Source organism: Zoogloea sp. (genome assembly GCF_041904905.1).
Lineage (GTDB): Bacteria > Pseudomonadota > Gammaproteobacteria > Burkholderiales > Rhodocyclaceae > Zoogloea.
Window position 1 is genome coordinate 77,496 of sequence record NZ_JAYRMI010000002.1, and the last position, 17,132, is coordinate 94,627.

Annotated in this window: 16 protein-coding genes; 6 read left to right on the forward strand and 10 right to left on the reverse strand. The window is 70.4% G+C overall.

Annotation, left to right across the window (positions count from 1 at the left end; genetic code table 11):
- Positions 1–101 precede the first annotated feature (101 nt).
- The 9 genes from arsB to purM all read right to left on the reverse strand — a co-directional run bounded on the left by arsB (position 102) and on the right by purM (position 7,048).
- On the reverse strand, positions 102–1,154 hold the full coding sequence (gene arsB, locus ACE3N6_RS01180; RefSeq protein ID WP_374243325.1) for an ACR3 family arsenite efflux transporter: 1,053 nt from the start codon (positions 1,152–1,154) through the stop codon (positions 102–104).
- Positions 1,151–1,660, reverse strand: a complete 510-nt coding sequence (locus ACE3N6_RS01185) for an arsenate reductase ArsC (protein WP_374243326.1) — start codon at positions 1,658–1,660, stop codon at positions 1,151–1,153. Before ACE3N6_RS01185 ends, arsB begins: the two co-directional genes overlap by 4 nt.
- A 1-nt stretch (position 1,661) precedes the next feature.
- Entirely contained in the window at positions 1,662–3,437 is a 1,776-nt protein-coding gene (gene arsA / locus ACE3N6_RS01190) for an arsenical pump-driving ATPase (protein WP_374243327.1), read from the reverse strand.
- Between the two features lie 14 nt (positions 3,438–3,451).
- Positions 3,452–3,814, reverse strand: coding sequence for an arsenite efflux transporter metallochaperone ArsD (arsD, locus tag ACE3N6_RS01195; RefSeq protein WP_374243328.1), 363 nt, complete (start codon positions 3,812–3,814; stop codon positions 3,452–3,454).
- 31 nt (positions 3,815–3,845) lie between these two features.
- Positions 3,846–4,325, reverse strand: coding sequence for an arsenate reductase ArsC (locus ACE3N6_RS01200; RefSeq protein WP_374243329.1), 480 nt, complete (start codon positions 4,323–4,325; stop codon positions 3,846–3,848).
- Positions 4,322–4,699 carry an ArsR/SmtB family transcription factor gene (locus ACE3N6_RS01205; RefSeq protein WP_374243330.1) on the reverse strand — a complete coding sequence of 126 codons (378 nt, stop codon included), beginning with the start codon at positions 4,697–4,699 and terminating at the stop codon, positions 4,322–4,324. The genes ACE3N6_RS01200 and ACE3N6_RS01205 overlap by 4 nt, the downstream gene beginning before the upstream one ends.
- A gap of 63 nt (positions 4,700–4,762) precedes the next feature.
- Positions 4,763–5,461, reverse strand: a complete 699-nt coding sequence (locus tag ACE3N6_RS01210; RefSeq protein WP_374243331.1) for an RES family NAD+ phosphorylase — start codon at positions 5,459–5,461, stop codon at positions 4,763–4,765.
- A complete protein-coding gene (locus ACE3N6_RS01215; RefSeq protein WP_374243332.1) occupies positions 5,458–5,850 on the reverse strand; it encodes an MbcA/ParS/Xre antitoxin family protein in 393 nt (130 codons plus the stop codon). Before ACE3N6_RS01215 ends, ACE3N6_RS01210 begins: the two co-directional genes overlap by 4 nt.
- A gap of 163 nt (positions 5,851–6,013) precedes the next feature.
- A complete protein-coding gene (gene purM, locus ACE3N6_RS01220; protein WP_374243333.1) occupies positions 6,014–7,048 on the reverse strand; it encodes a phosphoribosylformylglycinamidine cyclo-ligase in 1,035 nt (344 codons plus the stop codon).
- A gap of 187 nt (positions 7,049–7,235) precedes the next feature.
- Between purM and hda the strand changes: the two genes are divergently transcribed.
- From hda to ACE3N6_RS01250, 6 genes are all read left to right on the forward strand, one after another.
- Positions 7,236–7,916, forward strand: coding sequence for a DnaA regulatory inactivator Hda (gene hda, locus ACE3N6_RS01225; RefSeq protein WP_374243334.1), 681 nt, complete (start codon positions 7,236–7,238; stop codon positions 7,914–7,916).
- Positions 7,917–7,924: 8 nt separating this feature from the next.
- Entirely contained in the window at positions 7,925–8,590 is a 666-nt protein-coding gene (locus ACE3N6_RS01230) for an HAD family hydrolase (protein ID WP_374243335.1), read from the forward strand.
- 135 nt (positions 8,591–8,725) lie between these two features.
- On the forward strand, positions 8,726–10,714 hold the full coding sequence (locus ACE3N6_RS01235) for a TonB-dependent receptor plug domain-containing protein (RefSeq protein WP_374243336.1): 1,989 nt from the start codon (positions 8,726–8,728) through the stop codon (positions 10,712–10,714).
- Positions 10,714–11,292 carry a YfiR family protein gene (locus ACE3N6_RS01240; RefSeq protein WP_374243337.1) on the forward strand — a complete coding sequence of 193 codons (579 nt, stop codon included), beginning with the start codon at positions 10,714–10,716 and terminating at the stop codon, positions 11,290–11,292. Before ACE3N6_RS01235 ends, ACE3N6_RS01240 begins: the two co-directional genes overlap by 1 nt.
- Positions 11,292–14,093: a response regulator gene (locus ACE3N6_RS01245; protein WP_374243338.1), complete on the forward strand. Its 2,802-nt coding sequence runs from the start codon at positions 11,292–11,294 to the stop codon at positions 14,091–14,093. Before ACE3N6_RS01240 ends, ACE3N6_RS01245 begins: the two co-directional genes overlap by 1 nt.
- Entirely contained in the window at positions 14,080–16,200 is a 2,121-nt protein-coding gene (locus ACE3N6_RS01250) for a putative bifunctional diguanylate cyclase/phosphodiesterase (protein WP_374243339.1), read from the forward strand. The genes ACE3N6_RS01245 and ACE3N6_RS01250 overlap by 14 nt, the downstream gene beginning before the upstream one ends.
- Before the next feature lie 6 nt (positions 16,201–16,206).
- On the opposite strand, the gene ACE3N6_RS01255 is transcribed toward ACE3N6_RS01250, so the two are convergent.
- A complete protein-coding gene (locus ACE3N6_RS01255; RefSeq protein WP_374243340.1) occupies positions 16,207–17,082 on the reverse strand; it encodes a dienelactone hydrolase family protein in 876 nt (291 codons plus the stop codon).
- Between the last annotated feature and the right edge of the window lie 50 nt (positions 17,083–17,132).

A 17,132-nucleotide genomic window follows, 5' to 3' on the forward strand; every position in this document is an offset into this window, starting at 1 on the left:
ATGTCTGGCCCCGCTGAACGCTTGGCGGGCCAGTTTGGAAGAAAGAAGCCCCGGGAGGCCGAGCCTGCCGGGGCTTTCTCATGTCTGCGACCGGGCCGTCGTCAGCCCGCCGTGGCGCCAAACCAGCGTCGCTGCAGCCACAGCGACACATTGACCAGCCCGATCATCACCGGCACCTCCACCAGCGGGCCGATCACCGCCGCGAAGGCCGCGCCCGAGTCGATGCCATACACCGCCACCGCCACCGCAATCGCCAGCTCGAAGTTGTTGCTGGCCGCGGTGAAGGACAGCGTCGTGCACTTGCCGTAGCCCGCCCCGGCCTTGCGGCTCATGGCAAACGACGCGAAGAACATCACCACGAAGTAGATCAAGAGCGGAATCGCGATGCGCACCACGTCCATCGGGATGGTGACGATCATCCGGCCTTTCAAGGCAAACATCACCACGATGGTGAACAGCAGCGCCACCAGGGTGATCGGCCCGATCTTCGGCACGAAGCGGGTGTGATACCAGTCCTTCGACACGAAGCGCAGCATCGCCACCCGGGTGAGCACCCCGGCCACGCAGGGGATGCCCAGGTAGATCAGCACGCTCTCGGCGATCTGGCCGATGGAGATGTCCACCACCGCCCCACTCAACCCGAACATCGGCGGCAGCACCGTCACGAAGAACCACGCGTACACGCTGTAGAACAGCACCTGGAAGATCGAGTTGAAGGCCACCAGCCCGGCGGCGTATTCGGTCGAACCCTTGGCGATCTCGTTCCACACGATCACCATCGCGATGCAGCGGGCCAGCCCGATCAGGATCAGCCCGACCATGTACTCCGGCTTGTCGGGCAGGAAGATCACCGCCAGCGCAAACATCAGCACCGGCCCGATCACCCAGTTCTGCACCAGCGACAGGCCCAGCACCTTGCGGTCGCAGAAGACGTCGGGCAGTTCCTCGTAGCGCACCTTGGCAAAGGGCGGGTACATCATCAGGATCAGCCCGATGGCGATGGGGATGTTGGTAGTGCCCACCTGAAAGCGGTTGATCGCCCCTTCGATGCCCGGCACCAGATTGCCCAGGGCCACCCCCAGCGCCATGGCGGCAAAGATCCAGACCGTCAGGTAGCGGTCGAGGAAAGACAGTTTGCGGCTTACTTCACTCACGATTCACCTCGATGACCACGGCCAATCTCGTCAAGCTCGTGCTTGAGCGCCATGCCGTCCAGCTTGGCAATGGGCAGGCTGGCGAACAGCGAGATGCGCCGGTGGAGGATCAGCAATGCCTGGGAGAAGGCGTGCTGCCTGGCTTCGACCGAGCCCTCGACAGCCGCTGGGTCTTCCAGGCCCCAATGGGCGGTCATCGGCTGACCGGGCCACACCGGGCACACCTCGCCGGCGGCGTTGTCGCACACGGTGAACACGAAATCGAGATGCGTCGAATCGGGGCCGGCGAACTCGTCCCAGCTCTTGCTGCGCAGCCCCTCGGTAGGCATGTGGTTGCGCTTCAGAAGTTCGATGGCCAGCGGATTGACCTGTCCCGCGGGGTGGCTGCCGGCGCTGAAGGCCCGGAAGCGCCCCTCGCCCACCTTGTTGAGGATGGCTTCGGCGAGGATGCTCCGGGCCGAATTGCCGGTACACAAGAAAAGCACGTTATAGATCTTGTCCGACATGTCAGGCTCCTTGGTTGGCTTGGGTCCGGCGGACCAGTTGGCAAAGACGGTCGACGCCCACCGGCTCGTCGCGCAGCAGCGGCACCAGGGCGTAGCGGGCGGCGTGGCGGGCAGCCACGTTCTCGATCTCGGCCAGTTCGTTGCGGGCGCGGCGACGCAGCAGCGCCGACCTCGGCCCGGCCGCCGCCACGCTGTTGTTGATGACCCACGCCCACGGCTCGATGCCGGCGCGGCGCAGGTCGGCCTGCAGGTTGGCGGCTTCGAGCACCGGCGTGGTCTCGGCCAGGGTGACGATCAGCACCTTGGTCCGCTGCGGGTCCTGGAGCTGCATCATCGGCGTGGTGAAGTGGGCGTTGCCGCTGCCCATCTGGCGCACGATCTCCCGGTGATAGGCGCCGGTGGCGTCGAGCAGCAGCAGGGTGTGGCCGGTGGGCGCGGTGTCCATCACCACAAACTTGCGCCCCGCCTCGCGGATGATCCGGGAGAAGGCCTGGAAGACGGCGATCTCCTCGGTGCAGGGCGAGCGCAGGTCTTCTTCCAGCAGCGCCCGGCCCTGGGCGTCGAGCTTGGCGCCCTGGGTATCGAGCACATGCTGGCGGTAGCGCGCCGTCTCGGCGGCCGGGTCGATGCGGCTGACGGTGAGTTGATCGAGCGAGCCTTCCAGCGTCTCGGCCAGGTGGGCGGCCGGGTCGGAGGTGGTGAGATGCACCGGCAGGCCGCGCCGGGCAAGCTCCACCGCCACCGCCGCGGCAAGGGTCGTCTTGCCCACGCCGCCCTTGCCCATCAGCATCACCAGCCCGTGGCCGTCGTCGGCGATGCCGTCCACCAGCCCGGCGATGTCCGGCAAGGCGGGCGGCGAGACGGGCGCCACGTCGTCGGTCGGGCCGACGTCTGCCGGCACGAAGAGCTGGCGCAGCGCGTCCAGCCCCACCAGGTTGAAGGGCTTGAGGGCGATCCGGTCGGTAGGCAGGCTGGCCAGCCCGGCGGGCATCGCGGCGAGGGCCGCCTGCTCGCGGGCGAAGATCGCTGCGGCGAGCGGGTCGCCCTCCGCCTCGCCCGCCGGCAAGAGGCCGTTGATGACCAGAAACTGCCGGTCGATGCCGATGGCGGCCAGCTCGTCGTGGGTGCGCGCCACTTCGCGCAGGGTGGCCTGCTGGGCGCGGGCCACCAGCACCAGTCGGGTGCGCGCGCCGTCGGCCAGCGCTTCCACCGCCGCCTTGTACTGGCTGCGCTGCTTTTCCAGCCCGGCCAGCGGGCCCAGGCAGGACGCGTCGCCCTTCCCCGCCTCGAGAAAGCCGCTCCACGCGCCGGGCAGCTGCAGCAGGCGGATGGTGTGGCCGGTGGGCGCGGTGTCGAAGACGATGTGCTGGTAGTCGTGGGTCAGGCTGGAATCCACCAGCAGCCCGGTGAATTCGTCGAAGGCGGCGATCTCGGTGGTGCAGGCGCCGGAGAGCTGCTCCTCGATGCCCTTCACCACGCTGTCGGGCAGGCGCCCGCGCACCGGCCCGACGATGCGGTCGCGGTAAGCCTGGGCGGCGGCCTGCGGGTCGATCTCGAGGGCGGAGAGATGGGGCACCGCGGGGATCGGCGTGACCCGGTTGCCGATCTCCACGCCAAACACCTGCCCCACGTTGGAGGCCGGGTCGGTGCTCACCAGCAGCACGCGCCGGCCGCGGGCGGCAAGGTCGATGGCGGTGGCGCAGGCAATGGAGGTCTTGCCCACCCCGCCCTTGCCGGTGAAGAACACAAAGCGCGGCAGCGCCTCGATGAATTGCATGGCGGCCTCCGGGCTCAACAGCACTTGCTGCCGCTGCAGCAGGGCTTGGGCGCGTCCGGCGCGGCGTCGCCGTCGGCCACGCCCAGCCAGCGGGCGACCTCGGCCCGGGCCGGGTAGCGGCCGGCCAGCGCCACCTCGCCATCCAGCAGCACCAGGGGCAGCGCCTCGGCGCCGGAGCGCTCCAGGAAGCCCTTGACCACCGGGTTGCCGGCAAAGGCCAGGGGTTCCTGGGCGAGGTTGAAGCGTTCGACGCGGGCGCCCTGCTGGCGCGCCCACTCCACATCGGCGGCAAACTGGACGAGGGCCCGATCCACATCCACGCCGCACACGCCGGTGCTGCAACACAGGGCCGGATCGAAAATCTGGAGGGTTTTCATTTTGACTCTCTTAACAATATTGAAATATGGCTTACGACAAAAGCTGGCCGATGCGATCGAGTTCCGCCTTCAGCGCGGCGCGGTCGTGCTGGAGGGTTTCCAGCGGCAGGGCCAGGAAGGCTTCGATGCGGGCGCGCAGGATGCGGTAGGCGGTGTCGAAGGCCGCGTCGATCTCGGCGTCGGTGCCGGTGGCGTGGGCCGGGTCTTCCACGCCCCAGTGGGTGCGCAGCACGGGGCCCAGGTAAACCGGGCAGGTCTCGCCGGCGGCGCTGGCGCACACGGTGACCACCACGTCCGGTGTCACCGGCAGCGCGTCCCACGACTTGCTGTGGTAGCCGTCGGTGGCGATGCCTTCCCGCGCCAGCAGGGCGAGCGACCGGGGATGCACGTAGCCGGCGGGCTTGCTGCCGGCGCTGAGGGCTCGCCAGCCGGCCGGCGCCAGGTGGTTGAAGGTGGCCTCGGCGAGGATCGACCGGCAGGAATTGCCGGTGCACAGAAACAGCACGTTCATGGTTTGGGGGCTCCGTCGGTGGCGGTAATGGGCGGCAGCACGGCCTCGGGGCAGCACGAGGCGGCCCGCAGGTCGGCGCATTTTTCGGGCTGGCCGGAGCAGCACTCTTCGGTGAGATAGGCGATCAGGTCGAGCATCAGCGGGATGTTGGCCCGGTAGCGCTGGAAGCGCCCCTCCTGCGCCACCGACACCAGCCCGGCGTGGGCCAGCGCCTTGAGGTGGAAGGACAGGCTCGACGGCGAGATGTCGAGCGCACTGGCGATGTCGCCCGCCACCATGCCCTCCGGCCCCTGACGGACGAGCAGCCGGAAGGCTTCCAGCCGCCAGCCGGACGAGAGGGATTCGAAGATCGCGGTTGCTGTTCTGGTTTCCATGCCGCAACTCTACAATACTTCAACAACTATTGAAATGAAGATTCCGTGAAACCCCGCCGGGGGTCACAGCTGCAGCCACACGCTGCCCGGCTCGCGCTCCACGGCAACGCCGGTGGCGGTGGTCGTGTAGGTGAGGAAGCACATCTGGCGCGGGTCGGACAGCACCGTCGGGTTCAGCACCGCGTACACCTCGCCGTCGCAGCGGGCCGAGGCGGTGACGAGGCCGGGGTGGCCTTCCCGGTGCAGCCGCGCGCCCACCTGGTGGGTGAGGCCGTAATCCTGCGGGTCGACCAGGGCCGGGAAGGCCCGCGCCGCGGGGCGCAGATCCACCAGCGCGGCGTCGCAGCGCACCCGGTAGCACTTGCGGTCGATGCGCACGCCGGGCTGGGTGAAGCCGGCGTCCGCCAGCAGGCCCTGGCGCCAATGATACAAAGTTTCGTGAACACTGGTCTCGACTGTATCGGATCCGTACCACACGCCAAAGCTGCCGTCGGCGTAGCGGCTCTTCATCCAGTGCCGGAAGGGGTAGTGGATGGCGTCGTTCCAGCGGGCTTCCTCGAAGGGCCGGTCGATGGTCGGCACCGGCGAGACGAACATCCGCGGCTTGGTGGCCAGCTCGAGCCTGATCGCCGTCTGCCAGTCGGCCGGGTTGTCGGAGAGGTCGTCGAACAGATCCTGCGAGACGCGGATCGACACGATGTTGCGCACCAGATCGCCGTGGGTGTCGGCGAGGCGCGCCTGGGCGAAGATGGCGTCGATCACTGGCCGCGCGCCCGGTCGAGGTAGGCCAGCACCATCAGCAGGCCGGCAAAGCCGAACTCGCGGATCACCTCGATGGGCGAACGGTGCTCGAAGGCCAGGTTGCGGGTCTTCATCCAGGCGTAGGCCAGCTCGCGGTTGTGGGGAAAGAGCAGGCGCAGGTTTTTATGGATGCCCAGCAGATGGCCGGCCCGCTCCAGGGTGTCGCGGCTGGCGGAGAGGGCCTCGCCCCGCCGGTAGCGCGCCAGCACGGCCCGGTTGGAGGTGGCAAAGCCGAGGGCGTCGAGCTGCTCTTCGGTGCTGAGTTTCCAGTGGTCGAAGAGCTGCATCAGCATGCCCGCCACGGCCTTGCGGTCGATGGCGTCGTTGGCGGCGGCTTCAGGGGCGGTCATGATGGGGCTCCGGGGTGGTTTGTTTCGATTGTAACCCTTGAAGTTTCAAAAGCAACAATGAAGCCGTGAGGAGTGAGGAGAGATGAGCGAGGAGCTGCAGCAATGAAAAACGGGCCGCTCGGGCCCGTTCTTCATTGCCTTGCGCGGGCACGCCCGCTGGCGCTTACACCACCACGGTCTGGGCCTGGCCTTCGGCGCGGGCTTCGATGGTGCCGAGGGTGTACACCGTCTCGCCGGTGGAACGCAGCTGGGCGGCGGCCATTTCGGCGTCTTCGGCGGCAACGATCACCACCATGCCGACGCCGCAGTTGAACACCCGGTACATCTCCTGGGCATCCACGTTGCCGGCGTGCTGCAGCCACTGGAACAGGTAGGGCATTTCCCACGCGTCTTTCTTCAGCACGGCGGTGAGGTTGTCGGCCAGCACGCGGGGCACGTTCTCGAGCAGGCCGCCGCCGGTGATGTGAGCCATGCCCTTCACCAGGCCGGCGCGCTTTTCCATCAGCGCGAGCAGCGACTTCACGTAGATGCGGGTCGGCTCCATGATGACATCCTTCAGCTTGCGGCCGTGGAAGTCGCCTTCGAGGTTGGGCTTGGCGATCTCGATGACCTTGCGGATCAGGGAGTAGCCGTTGGAATGGGCGCCGCTGGAGGCGAGGCCCAGCACCACGTCACCCGGGCGGATGGTGGAGCCGTCGATGAGGTTGCACTTGTCCACCGCGCCCACCGCGAAGCCGGCGAGGTCGTATTCGCCGTCGGGGTACATGCTGGGCATCTCGGCGGTCTCCCCGCCGATCAGCGCGCAGCCGGACAGCTCGCAGCCCTGGGCGATGCCCTGGACGACGGTGGCGGCGGTGTCCACGTCCAGCTTGCCGCAGGCGAAGTAGTCGAGGAAGAACAGCGGCTCGGCGCCCTGCACCAGAATGTCGTTGACGCTCATCGCCACCAGATCCTGGCCGACGGTGTCGTGCTTGTTGAGCTGGAAGGCCAGCTTGAGCTTGGTGCCCACGCCGTCGGTGCCGGAGACGAGCACCGGCTCCTTGAACTTCTTGGAGATCTCGAACAGGGCGCCGAAACCGCCGATGCCGCCCAGCACCTCGGGGCGCATGGTGCGCTTGGCGAAGGGCTTGATGCGGTCGACCAGGGCATCGCCGGCATCGATGTCCACGCCGGCGTCACGATAAGTAAGGGAACTCATGGGTTCTGTGATCTCTTCTGAAGCGTCCGGCCGTCGCCGGAAACGCTCATCGGGTTGAGCGCCCCGCCGGGACCGGCTACATTAACGGGCCTTGCGCCGGGGTTTTGCCCCTGCCGCGCAAACAAACCTCAATTTTAGCCGAAATGTCGCCGGCCCGCCCTGCCGGGTGCGCCCGCGCAATTGCCGCGTGAAGCAACTCACCCTCGACCTGCACGCCGACTCTCCGCCGCTGCTGGAAAATTTCGTCGCCGCCGCCAACGCCGACCTGCTCGCCGCCCTCTACGAAGCCGTGCCGGTGGCCGACGTGCCCCAGCACCTCTTCCTGTGGGGCGACGCCGGCAGCGGCCGCAGCCACCTGCTCAAGAGCGTCGTCACCGCCGCCGCCCAGGCCGGTCGGCCGGCGTGCTACCTGCAGGCCGCCGACGTGGCCGCCACCCTGCCCGAAGCCCCCGGCCTGCTGCTGGCGGTCGATGACGTGGAGGCCCTCGGCCCCGACGCCCAGATCGCCCTGTTCCGCGCCTTCAACGCCGCCCGCGGCCAGAAGATGACCCTCGTCACCAGCGGCGCCGCGGCCCCCCTGCAGCTGGCGCTGCGCGAGGATCTGCGCACTCGCATCGGCCAGTGCCTGATCTTCGAGGTCAAGGCCCTCACCGACGACGACCGCCACGCCATCCTCCAGGCCCAGGCCGCCACCCGCGGGCTGCGCCTCGAACCCGAGCTGGTGCACTACCTGCTGCGCCACGGCCGGCGCGATCTCACCAGCCTGCTGCGCACCCTCGACGCCCTCGACGCCGCCTCGCTCGAACGCAAGCGCGCCGTCACCCTCCCCCTGCTGCGGGAAGTCCTGCAGCGCGACCCGACCCTGTGAAGCCCAAAATGGAACTCGTACTCTTCGACCTGGACAACACCCTGCTCGCCGGCGACTCGGATTTCGAGTGGGCCCAGTTCCTGATCTCCAAGGGCGTGCTCGACCGTGAAGTCTACGAAGCCCGCAACCAGCAGTTCTACGACCAGTACAAGGCCGGCACGCTGGACATCTTCGAGTTCCTCGACTTCCAGCTCAAACCCCTCGCCCGCCACAGCCGCGCCCAGCTCGACGCCTGGCACCGGGAGTTCATGGACACCCGCGTCCGCCCGATGATGACGCCCAAGGCCCAGGCCCTGGTGAAGCAGCATCTCGATTCCGGCGCGGTGGTGGCCATCGTCACCGCCACCAACAGCTTCGTCACCGGCCCCATCGCCCGCGCCTTCGGCATCCCGCATCTGGTCGCCACCGTGCCGGCCCAGGAAGGCGGCGCCTTCACCGGCAAGCCCCGCGGCACCCCGGCCTTCAAGGCCGGCAAGATCGAGCGCGTCGAAGCCTGGCTCGAGAGCCTCGGCCTGTGCTGGGAGAGCTTCGCCGGGAGCAGTTTCTACAGCGACTCCCACAACGACCTGCCGCTCATGAACCAGGTCGGCAACCCGGTAGCCGTCGACCCGGACGACACCCTGCGCGCCCACGCCACCGCCCACGGCTGGCCGGTCATCTCCCTGCGCGGCTAGCCCCTCCACGGCCGGCCGGGCTGGCCGGCTCAAGTTCGCGGGCGTGGCGCCGTTAGGATTGCGTCATCCAACCCTGCGCCTCACCGAGCCCCGGAGCCACGTCGTTTCCGGGCGGTGGGCCATCGCCCACGACCGATGAACGACACCGCCGTCCGCCGCGCCGGCCGGGCCAGCCTCACCCTGGCCCTCACGCTTGGCACCGCGTGCGCCCAAGGCGCCGACGACCTGACCGACCTGCCGCTCGAACAGCTGCTCGACGTGCCGGTGGTCAGCGCCTCCCGCTTCGAGCAGAAGGCCTCCGAGACCACCGCCACCGTCAGCGTGGTCAGCCGCGACGACATCCGCCAGTACGGCTGGCGCACCCTCGCCGAAGTGCTGCGCAGCCTGCACGGCTTCTACACCCAGAGCGACCGGGGCTACGACTACGTCGGCACCCGCGGCTTCGCCCGCCCCCAGGACTACAACACCCGCGTGCTGCTGCTGGTCGATGGCCAGCGCGTCAATGACGCCATCTACGACCAGGCCTACATCGGCACCGACGGCATCGTCGATCTCGACCTGGTGGACCGCATCGAGGTCATCCGCGGGCCGGGCTCCTCCATCTACGGCGGCAACGCCCTGTTCGGCGTCATCAACCTCGTCACCCGCAGCGGCGCCCAGCTCGGCGGCGGCGAGGCCAGCGCGCGCCTCGCCAGCTTCGGCAGCGTGGACGGTCGCGCCAGCGTGGGCACCCGGCTCGACAACGGCGCCGACCTGCTCGCCTCGGTGTCGGGGATGAACAGCACCGGCCCTGCGCTCTACTTCCCCGAGTTCGACAGCCCGGCCACCCACAACGGCCACACCGCCCACACCGACTACACCCGCCAGGGCAGCGTCTTCGCCCGCCTCGGGCTGGACGGCCTGCGCATCACCGCCGCCGCCAGCCGGCGCACCAAGGGCGTGCCCACCGGCATCCACGGCGCCGCCTTCAACGACCGGGGCACCGCCTTCGTCGACACCCAGGGCTACCTCTCCGCCGACTACACCCGCAGCCTCGACGCCGCCACCGAGCTGTCGGGCCGCGCCTACCTGTCCGACTACACCTACTTCGCCCCGGCCACCCGCGGCACGCCCCCGGCGCGCAACGAGGACGAAGCCCACGGCAGCTGGTACGGCGTCGAACTCAAGCTGGTCAGCCGCCTCTCCGCCCGCCACACCCTCGTCGGCGGGGTCGAGCACCAGCGCAACCGCATCCAGAACCAGCACAACCAGGACGTGTCGCCCTACGTCCTCAACGCCCGCGACAGCCGCCAGAGCGAACGCAGCGGCCTGTTCCTCCAGGACGACTTCCAGTGGACCCCCGAGCTGCGGCTCGCCGCCGGCGGGCGCATCGATCAGGTCACCGGCCAGGGCGGCCAGTTCAGCCCGCGCCTGGGCGCGGTGTACCGCCTGTCGGCCCGCTCGGTCTGGAAGCTCCAGTACGGCACCGCCTTCCGGGCGCCCAATGTCTACGAGCGCCACTACAGCTACCCCGGCGCCGCCGTCGCCAACCCCCAGCTCGGCGCCGAAAAGATCACCACCTGGGAAACCGCCATCGAGCACTACCTCGACAGCCAGACCCGCCTGCTCGGCACCGCCTACGTCTACCGCCTCGGCAACCTCATCGACCAGACCACCGAAGCCCGCAGCGGCCTGCTGCAGTACATCAACGCCGGGCGCAGCTCCGCCCGCGGGCTCGAGCTGGAGCTGGAGCGGCTGTGGACCAACGGCGCCCGCCTGCGCACCAGCGTCGAATTCCAGCACGCCCACGACGCCCAGGGCGGCAGCCTCACCAACTCGCCCCGGCTCATCGGCAAGCTCAACCTCTCGCTACCCCTGCCCTGGCACGGCCTGCGCCTGGGCACCGAAGCCCAGTGGCTCGCCGCCCGCAGCACCCACGCCGGCCGCGTGCCCGCCTACGGCCTGGCCAACCTCACCCTGCTGCGGCCCATGGCCGGCGACCGCTGGGAATGGTCCGCCTCCCTCTACAACCTGTTCGACAACCGCTACGACGACGCCACCGCCTACGACCCCGCCTTGCCCGCCCGCGACCGCCTGCAGCAAGACGGACGCACCTTTCGCCTGAAGGCCGTGTACCGCTTCTGATGGCCACCCCCGCCCCCACCGCCGCGCCTCGCCGCCGCGCCCGCTGGCTGGCCATCGGGGTCGCCCTCGCCCTGGCCGGCCCGGCCGCCCGGGCCGCCCCGGAGATCGCCGAAGAGAACGCGCTCAAGGCCGCCTTCATCTACAACTTCGCCAAGTTCTCCGAATGGCCGGACGAACACTGGAACCGCTCGCCCCGGCTGCGGGTCTGCGTCACCGGCGGCGACAGCGACCTGATCCAGGCCGTGGCCGCCCTCGAGACCAAACCGCCGGTGCGCGGCAAGCCCCTCGAAGTGCGCCTGCTCGCCCGGGTGGACGAAGGGCGCGAGTGCCACATCCTGGTCATCGCCGGCCGCAGCGGCGCCCAGCCCCTGCTCCAGCCCATCGGCAGCGCGCCGGTGCTCACGGTGGGCGAAGCCGACGGCTTTGCCGGCGCCGGCGGCATCATCGGGCTCTACATGGACGGCGACCGGCTGCGCTTCGAGGCCAACCCCGACGCCGCCCAGCGGGCCGGGCTGCGCCTCAGCTCCCAGATCCTCCGGCTCGCCCGGCTCGTCCGCGACGGCAAGGGAGGCCGCTGATGCCCGCCCCCGCCCGCCCCCCCTCGCTCCTCGAACGCCTGCTCCGGGGCGGCTCCCTGCGCACCAAGCTGCGCCGGATCAACCTCCTCACCACCGGCAGCGCCTTCCTCATCGCGGTGGTGCTGCTGTCCATCCACGACTACCTCGAACTGCGCTCCACCTTCATCGAAGAGGCCCACACCAAGACCGAATTCGTCGGCCGCAACAGCGCCTCGGCGGTGGTGTTCGACGACCCGGTGGCCACCGAAAGCTTTCTGCGCTCCCTGGCCGACGACCCCCAGGTACGCGGCGCCACCGTCTGGAACGCCGCCGGCCGCACCCTCGCCAGCTACACCCCGGCGGGCAGCGCCGACGCGCCGCTCGCCACCGGGCTGCCCCCACCCGCCGGCCACACCCTGACCCTCACCGCCCTGTCGGTGACCCACCCCATCCGGGTGGACGGCGCCGACACCGGCGCGGTGCAGCTGCACTTCAGCCTCGGGCGGCTTTACCGCCACCTGGGCTGGCACATCGCCGCCTTCGTCACCGTCATCCTCGTCGCCCTGGCCATCGCCCACAGCCTGCTGACGCGCCTCAACCAAGCCATCACCGACCCCATGACCCGCCTCGTCGCGGTGATGGACCGGGTCACCGCCGGCGCCGACTACGGCATCCGCGCCCCGGTCGACTCCGGCGACGAGATCGGCGAACTGGCCCGCGGCTTCAACGCCATGCTCGAACAGATCCAGGAGCGCGACCGCAGCCTCGCCGGCCACCGGGACGAGCTTGAACACAAGATCGAGGTGCGCACCCTCGAGCTGCGCAAGGCCAAGGAGCTGGCCGAAGCCGCCAACCGCGCCAAGAGCGAGTTCCTGGCCACCATGAGCCACGAGATCCGCACGCCCATGAACGCCATCCTGGGCATGACCGAGCTGCTCCGCGGCACCCCGCTCAACGCCCAGCAGGCCCGCTTCTCCGACGCCGTCTACCAGTCGGGCGAGCACCTGCTCAACATCATCAACGACATCCTCGACTTCTCGAAGGTCGAGGCCGGCAAGCTCGAACTCGAGACCATCGACTTCCACCTGCGCCAGCTCATCGAAGACGTGGGCTACATGTTCGCCCGCGCCGCCGAAGCCAAGGGCGTCGAACTCGTCTGCGCGGTGCCCCACGACAGCCCGCTGGCCCTGCGCGGCGACCCCGTCCGGCTGCGCCAGATCCTCACCAACCTGATGAGCAACGCGGTCAAGTTCACCCACCGGGGCGAGATCGTCATCCGCGCCCGGCTGCTCGACGCCAGCGACACCCGGGCCCGCTACCGCATCGAAGTGAAGGACAGCGGGATCGGCATCGCCCCCGACGCCCACGACCGCATCTTCAGCGCCTTCTCCCAGGCCGACAGCTCCACCACCCGGCGCTACGGCGGCACCGGCCTCGGGCTGGCCATCACCCGCCGGCTGGTGGAGCTGATGGGCGGCCGCATCGGGCTGGACAGCACCCCCGACGAAGGCACCTGCTTCTGGATCGAACTGCCCTTCGACCGCCAGCCCCCCGACGCCGTGCGCCGCGTCGACCCCGCCGGCCAGCTCGCCGGGCGCCGCGTGCTGCTGGCCGTGGACAACGCCAGCCAGCGCCAGGCCATCGGGCAGATCGTCCAGGGCTGGGCCATGCAGCCCGCCGGCGTCACCGACGGCCGCAACGCCCTGCGCGCCCTCGACCGGGCCACCGGCCGCAACGAAAGCTACGACCTGGTCATCCTCGACCTGCACGGCCCCGAGATGGACAGCGCCGCCCTGGCGGACGCCATCCGGCGCCAGCCCCGCCATGCCCGCCTGCCCCTGCTCGCGGTCGCCCCGGTGGGCAGCGCTGGCAAAGCCACCGGCACCCCCGGAGCCGACGCCGTGCTCACCAAGCCGGTGCGCCAGTCCGACCTCTACGACGCCATCGCCACCGCGCTCTTCCAGGCCCCCCGGCTGGCCGACGCCGGCACCGCGCCCGCCCCGGCCGCCACCCGCCTCGCCGGCCACGTGCTGGTGGCCGAGGACAACCCCGTCAACCAGCAGCTTGCCCAGGCCATGCTCCACTCCTTCGGCCTCGCCTGCACCCTCGCCGGCAACGGCCTGGACGCCGTGGAGAAAGCCCGCGCCGGCCACTTCGACCTGGTGCTGATGGACTGCCAGATGCCCGAGATGGACGGCCTCGAAGCCACCGCCCGCATCCGCGCCCTCCAGGACGAAGGCCACATCCGCCGCCCCCTGCCGGTCATTGCCCTCACCGCCAACGCCGTCTCCGGCGACCGCGAGCGCTGCCTCGCCGCCGGCATGGACGCCTACCTCAGCAAACCCTTCACCCGCGAACAGCTCTCCGGGATGCTCGCCGTCTGGCTGCCCGCCGGGCGCGGCGCCGGCGCGCCGGCCGCCCCGGCCAGCCCCGCCGCCCTGCCCGCCGACGACGCCCCCCTCAACCCCGCGGCCCTCGACGCCATCCGCCGCATCCCCGGCGCCAACGGCCCGGCCCTGGTGGAGCGGGTGATCCGCACCTATCTGGCCGACACCCCGACGCGCCTCGACGAACTCGGCCGGCAGCTGCAGGCCGGCGACCCGAGCGCCGTCGCCGCCGCCGCCCACTACCTGCGCTCCAGCGCCGCCCACGTGGGTGCCGAAACCTTCGCCGCCCGCTTCAGGGCCCTGGAGACCGCCGCCCACACCGCCGACCCGGACGCCGCCCCGCGCCTCCTGGCCGCCATCGACGAAGAGTGGTCCCGGGTGCGCGATGCCCTGCAGGACACCCTCGAAAGACTCCCGCACCATGTCGCACCCTGACCCCCTGCCCCCGCCCCGCGTCCTCATCGTGGACGACGACTACACCGCCCGCCTGCTCGAACGGGCGGCCCTGGAACACGCCGGCTTCATCGTGGACGAAGCCGGCGACGGCGCCGAAGCCCTCGCCGCCGTGCATCGCCAGCCGCCCGATCTGGTGCTCCTCGACGTGGGCATGCCCGGCATCGACGGCTTCGAGGTGTGCCGCCGCATCCGCCTGCGCTGGTCGGCCAGCGACATCCCCATCGTGATGGTGACCGGCATGGACGACCTGGCCTCCATCAACCTGGCCTACGAGATCGGCGCCAACGACTTCATGGCCAAGCCCATCAACTGGCCGATCCTCGGTCACCGCGCCCGCTACGTGCTGCGCGCCGCCGAGAGCGTGCGCGTCCAGAAAGCCCTCGAAGCCCGTCAGGCCGCCATCGTGCGCGCCATCCCCGACATGCTGTTCACCCTGCGCGGCGACGGCACCGTCCTCGACGCCAAGGCCGGCGCCGGCCAGCGCGACGCCATCCAGCCCCGCCTGTTCATCGGCCGGCGGCTGACCGATCTGCTGCCCGACGCCCTGGCCGCCCAGGTCGCCGAAAACCTCCGCCGCGCCCTCGACCAAGGCACGCTCCAGGCCCTCGTCTTCCCCCTGCCCCAGCACGGGCAGGAGCGTCACTACGAAGCCCGCCTCGCCCGCAGCGGCGACGATCAGGTGGTGGCGGTGGTGCGCGACATCACCCGCGAGAAACAGAACGAAGAGAAGATCCGCCGGCTCGCTTACTACGACCCGCTCACCGGCATGCCCAACCGCCAGCACTTCAACGAGCGGCTTGAGCAGGAACTCCAGCGCACCGCCCGCGAACAGCGCAAGCTCGCCCTGCTGTTCCTCGACCTGGACGGCTTCAAGCGCATCAACGACACCCTCGGCCACGACACCGGCGACATGCTGCTGCGGGCGGTGGCCCAGCGCCTGCGGGAGAAGCTGCGGGTCAGCGACATCGTCTCCCGGCCCGGCGCCGAAGCGCCGCCTGCCAACCCGCCCCTGCACCTGGCCCGGCTGGGCGGCGACGAGTTCGTGATCGCCCTGCCCTCCCTCGACGACGCCCACGCCGCCATCCAGATCGCCCAGCGGGTGCACAGCGCCCTCACCCGCCCCTTCCAGGTGGCCGACACCGAGGTGACCATCGGCGCCAGCATCGGCATCGCCCTCTACCCCGAGGACGGCACCGACGCCGCCACCCTGCTCAAGCACGCCGACACCGCCATGTACCACGCCAAGGAGCTGGGCCGGAACAACTGGCAGCTCTACGACCACGCCCTCACCGATCAGGCGGTCGAGCGCCTGCGGCTGGAAGGCGAACTGCGCAAGGGGCTGGAGCGGGGCGAGTTCGTGCTGCACTACCAGCCCATCGTGGAAACCGCCACCGCGCGCATCGTCGGCGTCGAGGCGCTGCTGCGCTGGCAGCACCCGGCGCGCGGCCTGCTCGAACCGCCGGCCTTCCTCGCCGCCGCCGAAGACAGCGGGCTCATCGTCGCCCTGGGCCGCTGGGTGCTCGACACCGCCTGCGCCCAGGGCGGCGCCTGGCAGCGGGCCGGCATCGCCCCGGCGCGGATCGCGGTAAACCTGTCTGGCCGGCAGCTACGCGCCGCCACCTTCGCCGCCGACGTGCTGGCCCTCGTCGCCCAGCACGGGCTCGACCCCCGGCGGCTGGTGCTGGAGCTGACCGAAGGGCTGGCGATGGACGACGACCCCACCCTGGCCGCCGGGCTCACCCGGCTGCGCGCCGCCGGCGTGCACTTCGCACTGGACGACTTCGGCATCGGCTACTCCTCCATCGCCCACCTCAAGCGCCTGCCCATCGGCAGCCTGAAGATCGACCGCAGCTTCATCCACGGCCTGTTCGACAACCCCGGCGACGCCGGCATCACCAGCGCCATCCTGGCGATGGCCCACCACCTGGGGCTGGACGTGGTGGCCGAAGGCGTCGAGACCCCCGCCGAACGGGATTTCCTGCAGCGCGCCGGATGCACCCAGATGCAGGGCTACCTGTTCTCGCCGCCGCTGCCGGCCCCCGCCCTGGAAAGCCTGCTGCAGGCCCGCCTCGCGCAGCCCGCCTGACCCCGCTCAGACCCCGTTGGCCTTGAACCAGGCCAGCAGCCGGGCCCAGCCATCCGCCGCCTCGGCCGCCCGGTAGCTGGGCCGGTAATCCGCGTGAAAGGCATGACCGGCCTCCGGGTAGATCACGAACTCCGCCCGCTTGCCGGCCGCGGCCAGATCGGCCTTCATGTCCTCCACGTCCGACACCGGGATGCCCTGATCCTTGGCCCCGTACAGGCCCAGCACCGGCGCCCCGATCTTCGCCACCGCATCGATGGGGTGAGTCGGAGTCATCCCGCTGGCCACCCCGGCAAGGCGCCCGTACCAGGCCACCCCCGCCCTGAGCCGCGGGTTGTGGGCGGCGTACAGCCAGACGATGCGCCCGCCCCAGCAGAAGCCGGTAATGCCCAGCCGGGCCGGGTCGCCGCCGGCCCCCGCGGCCCACGCCGCGCAGGCATCCAGGTCGGCCATCACCTGGGCGTCCGGCACCTTGCCGACCACCTTCGCCAGAATCTCCGCCACGCTCTCGATGCCCGCCGGGTTGCCCTGGCGCTGGAAAAGATCGGGCGCGATGGCCTGATAGCCCTGACGGGCCAGCCGCCGGCACACATCGCGGATGTACTCGTGAACCCCGAAGATCTCCTGCACCACCAGCACCGTGGGGAACGGCCCGCGGCCCGCCGGCTGGGCGCGGTACGCCTTCAGGGCGACGCCGTCCGGCGCGGGCACCGCCACCTCGCCGGCCACCAGCCCGTCGGCCGGGGTGAGCACCACGCTCTGCCCCAGCGCCGGGCGCACGGCCAGCGCAAACCCCGCCGCCAGCGCACCGCCGACGAAGGTCCGGCGGCTCAGGGGCAGCCCGGGAACGAGACTGTCGAAATCGGAATCGTGAACGTTTGCCATCGGACGCTCCTCGCGCTTGGGAAGAGCGTCAGCATACCGCGTCGGCGGCG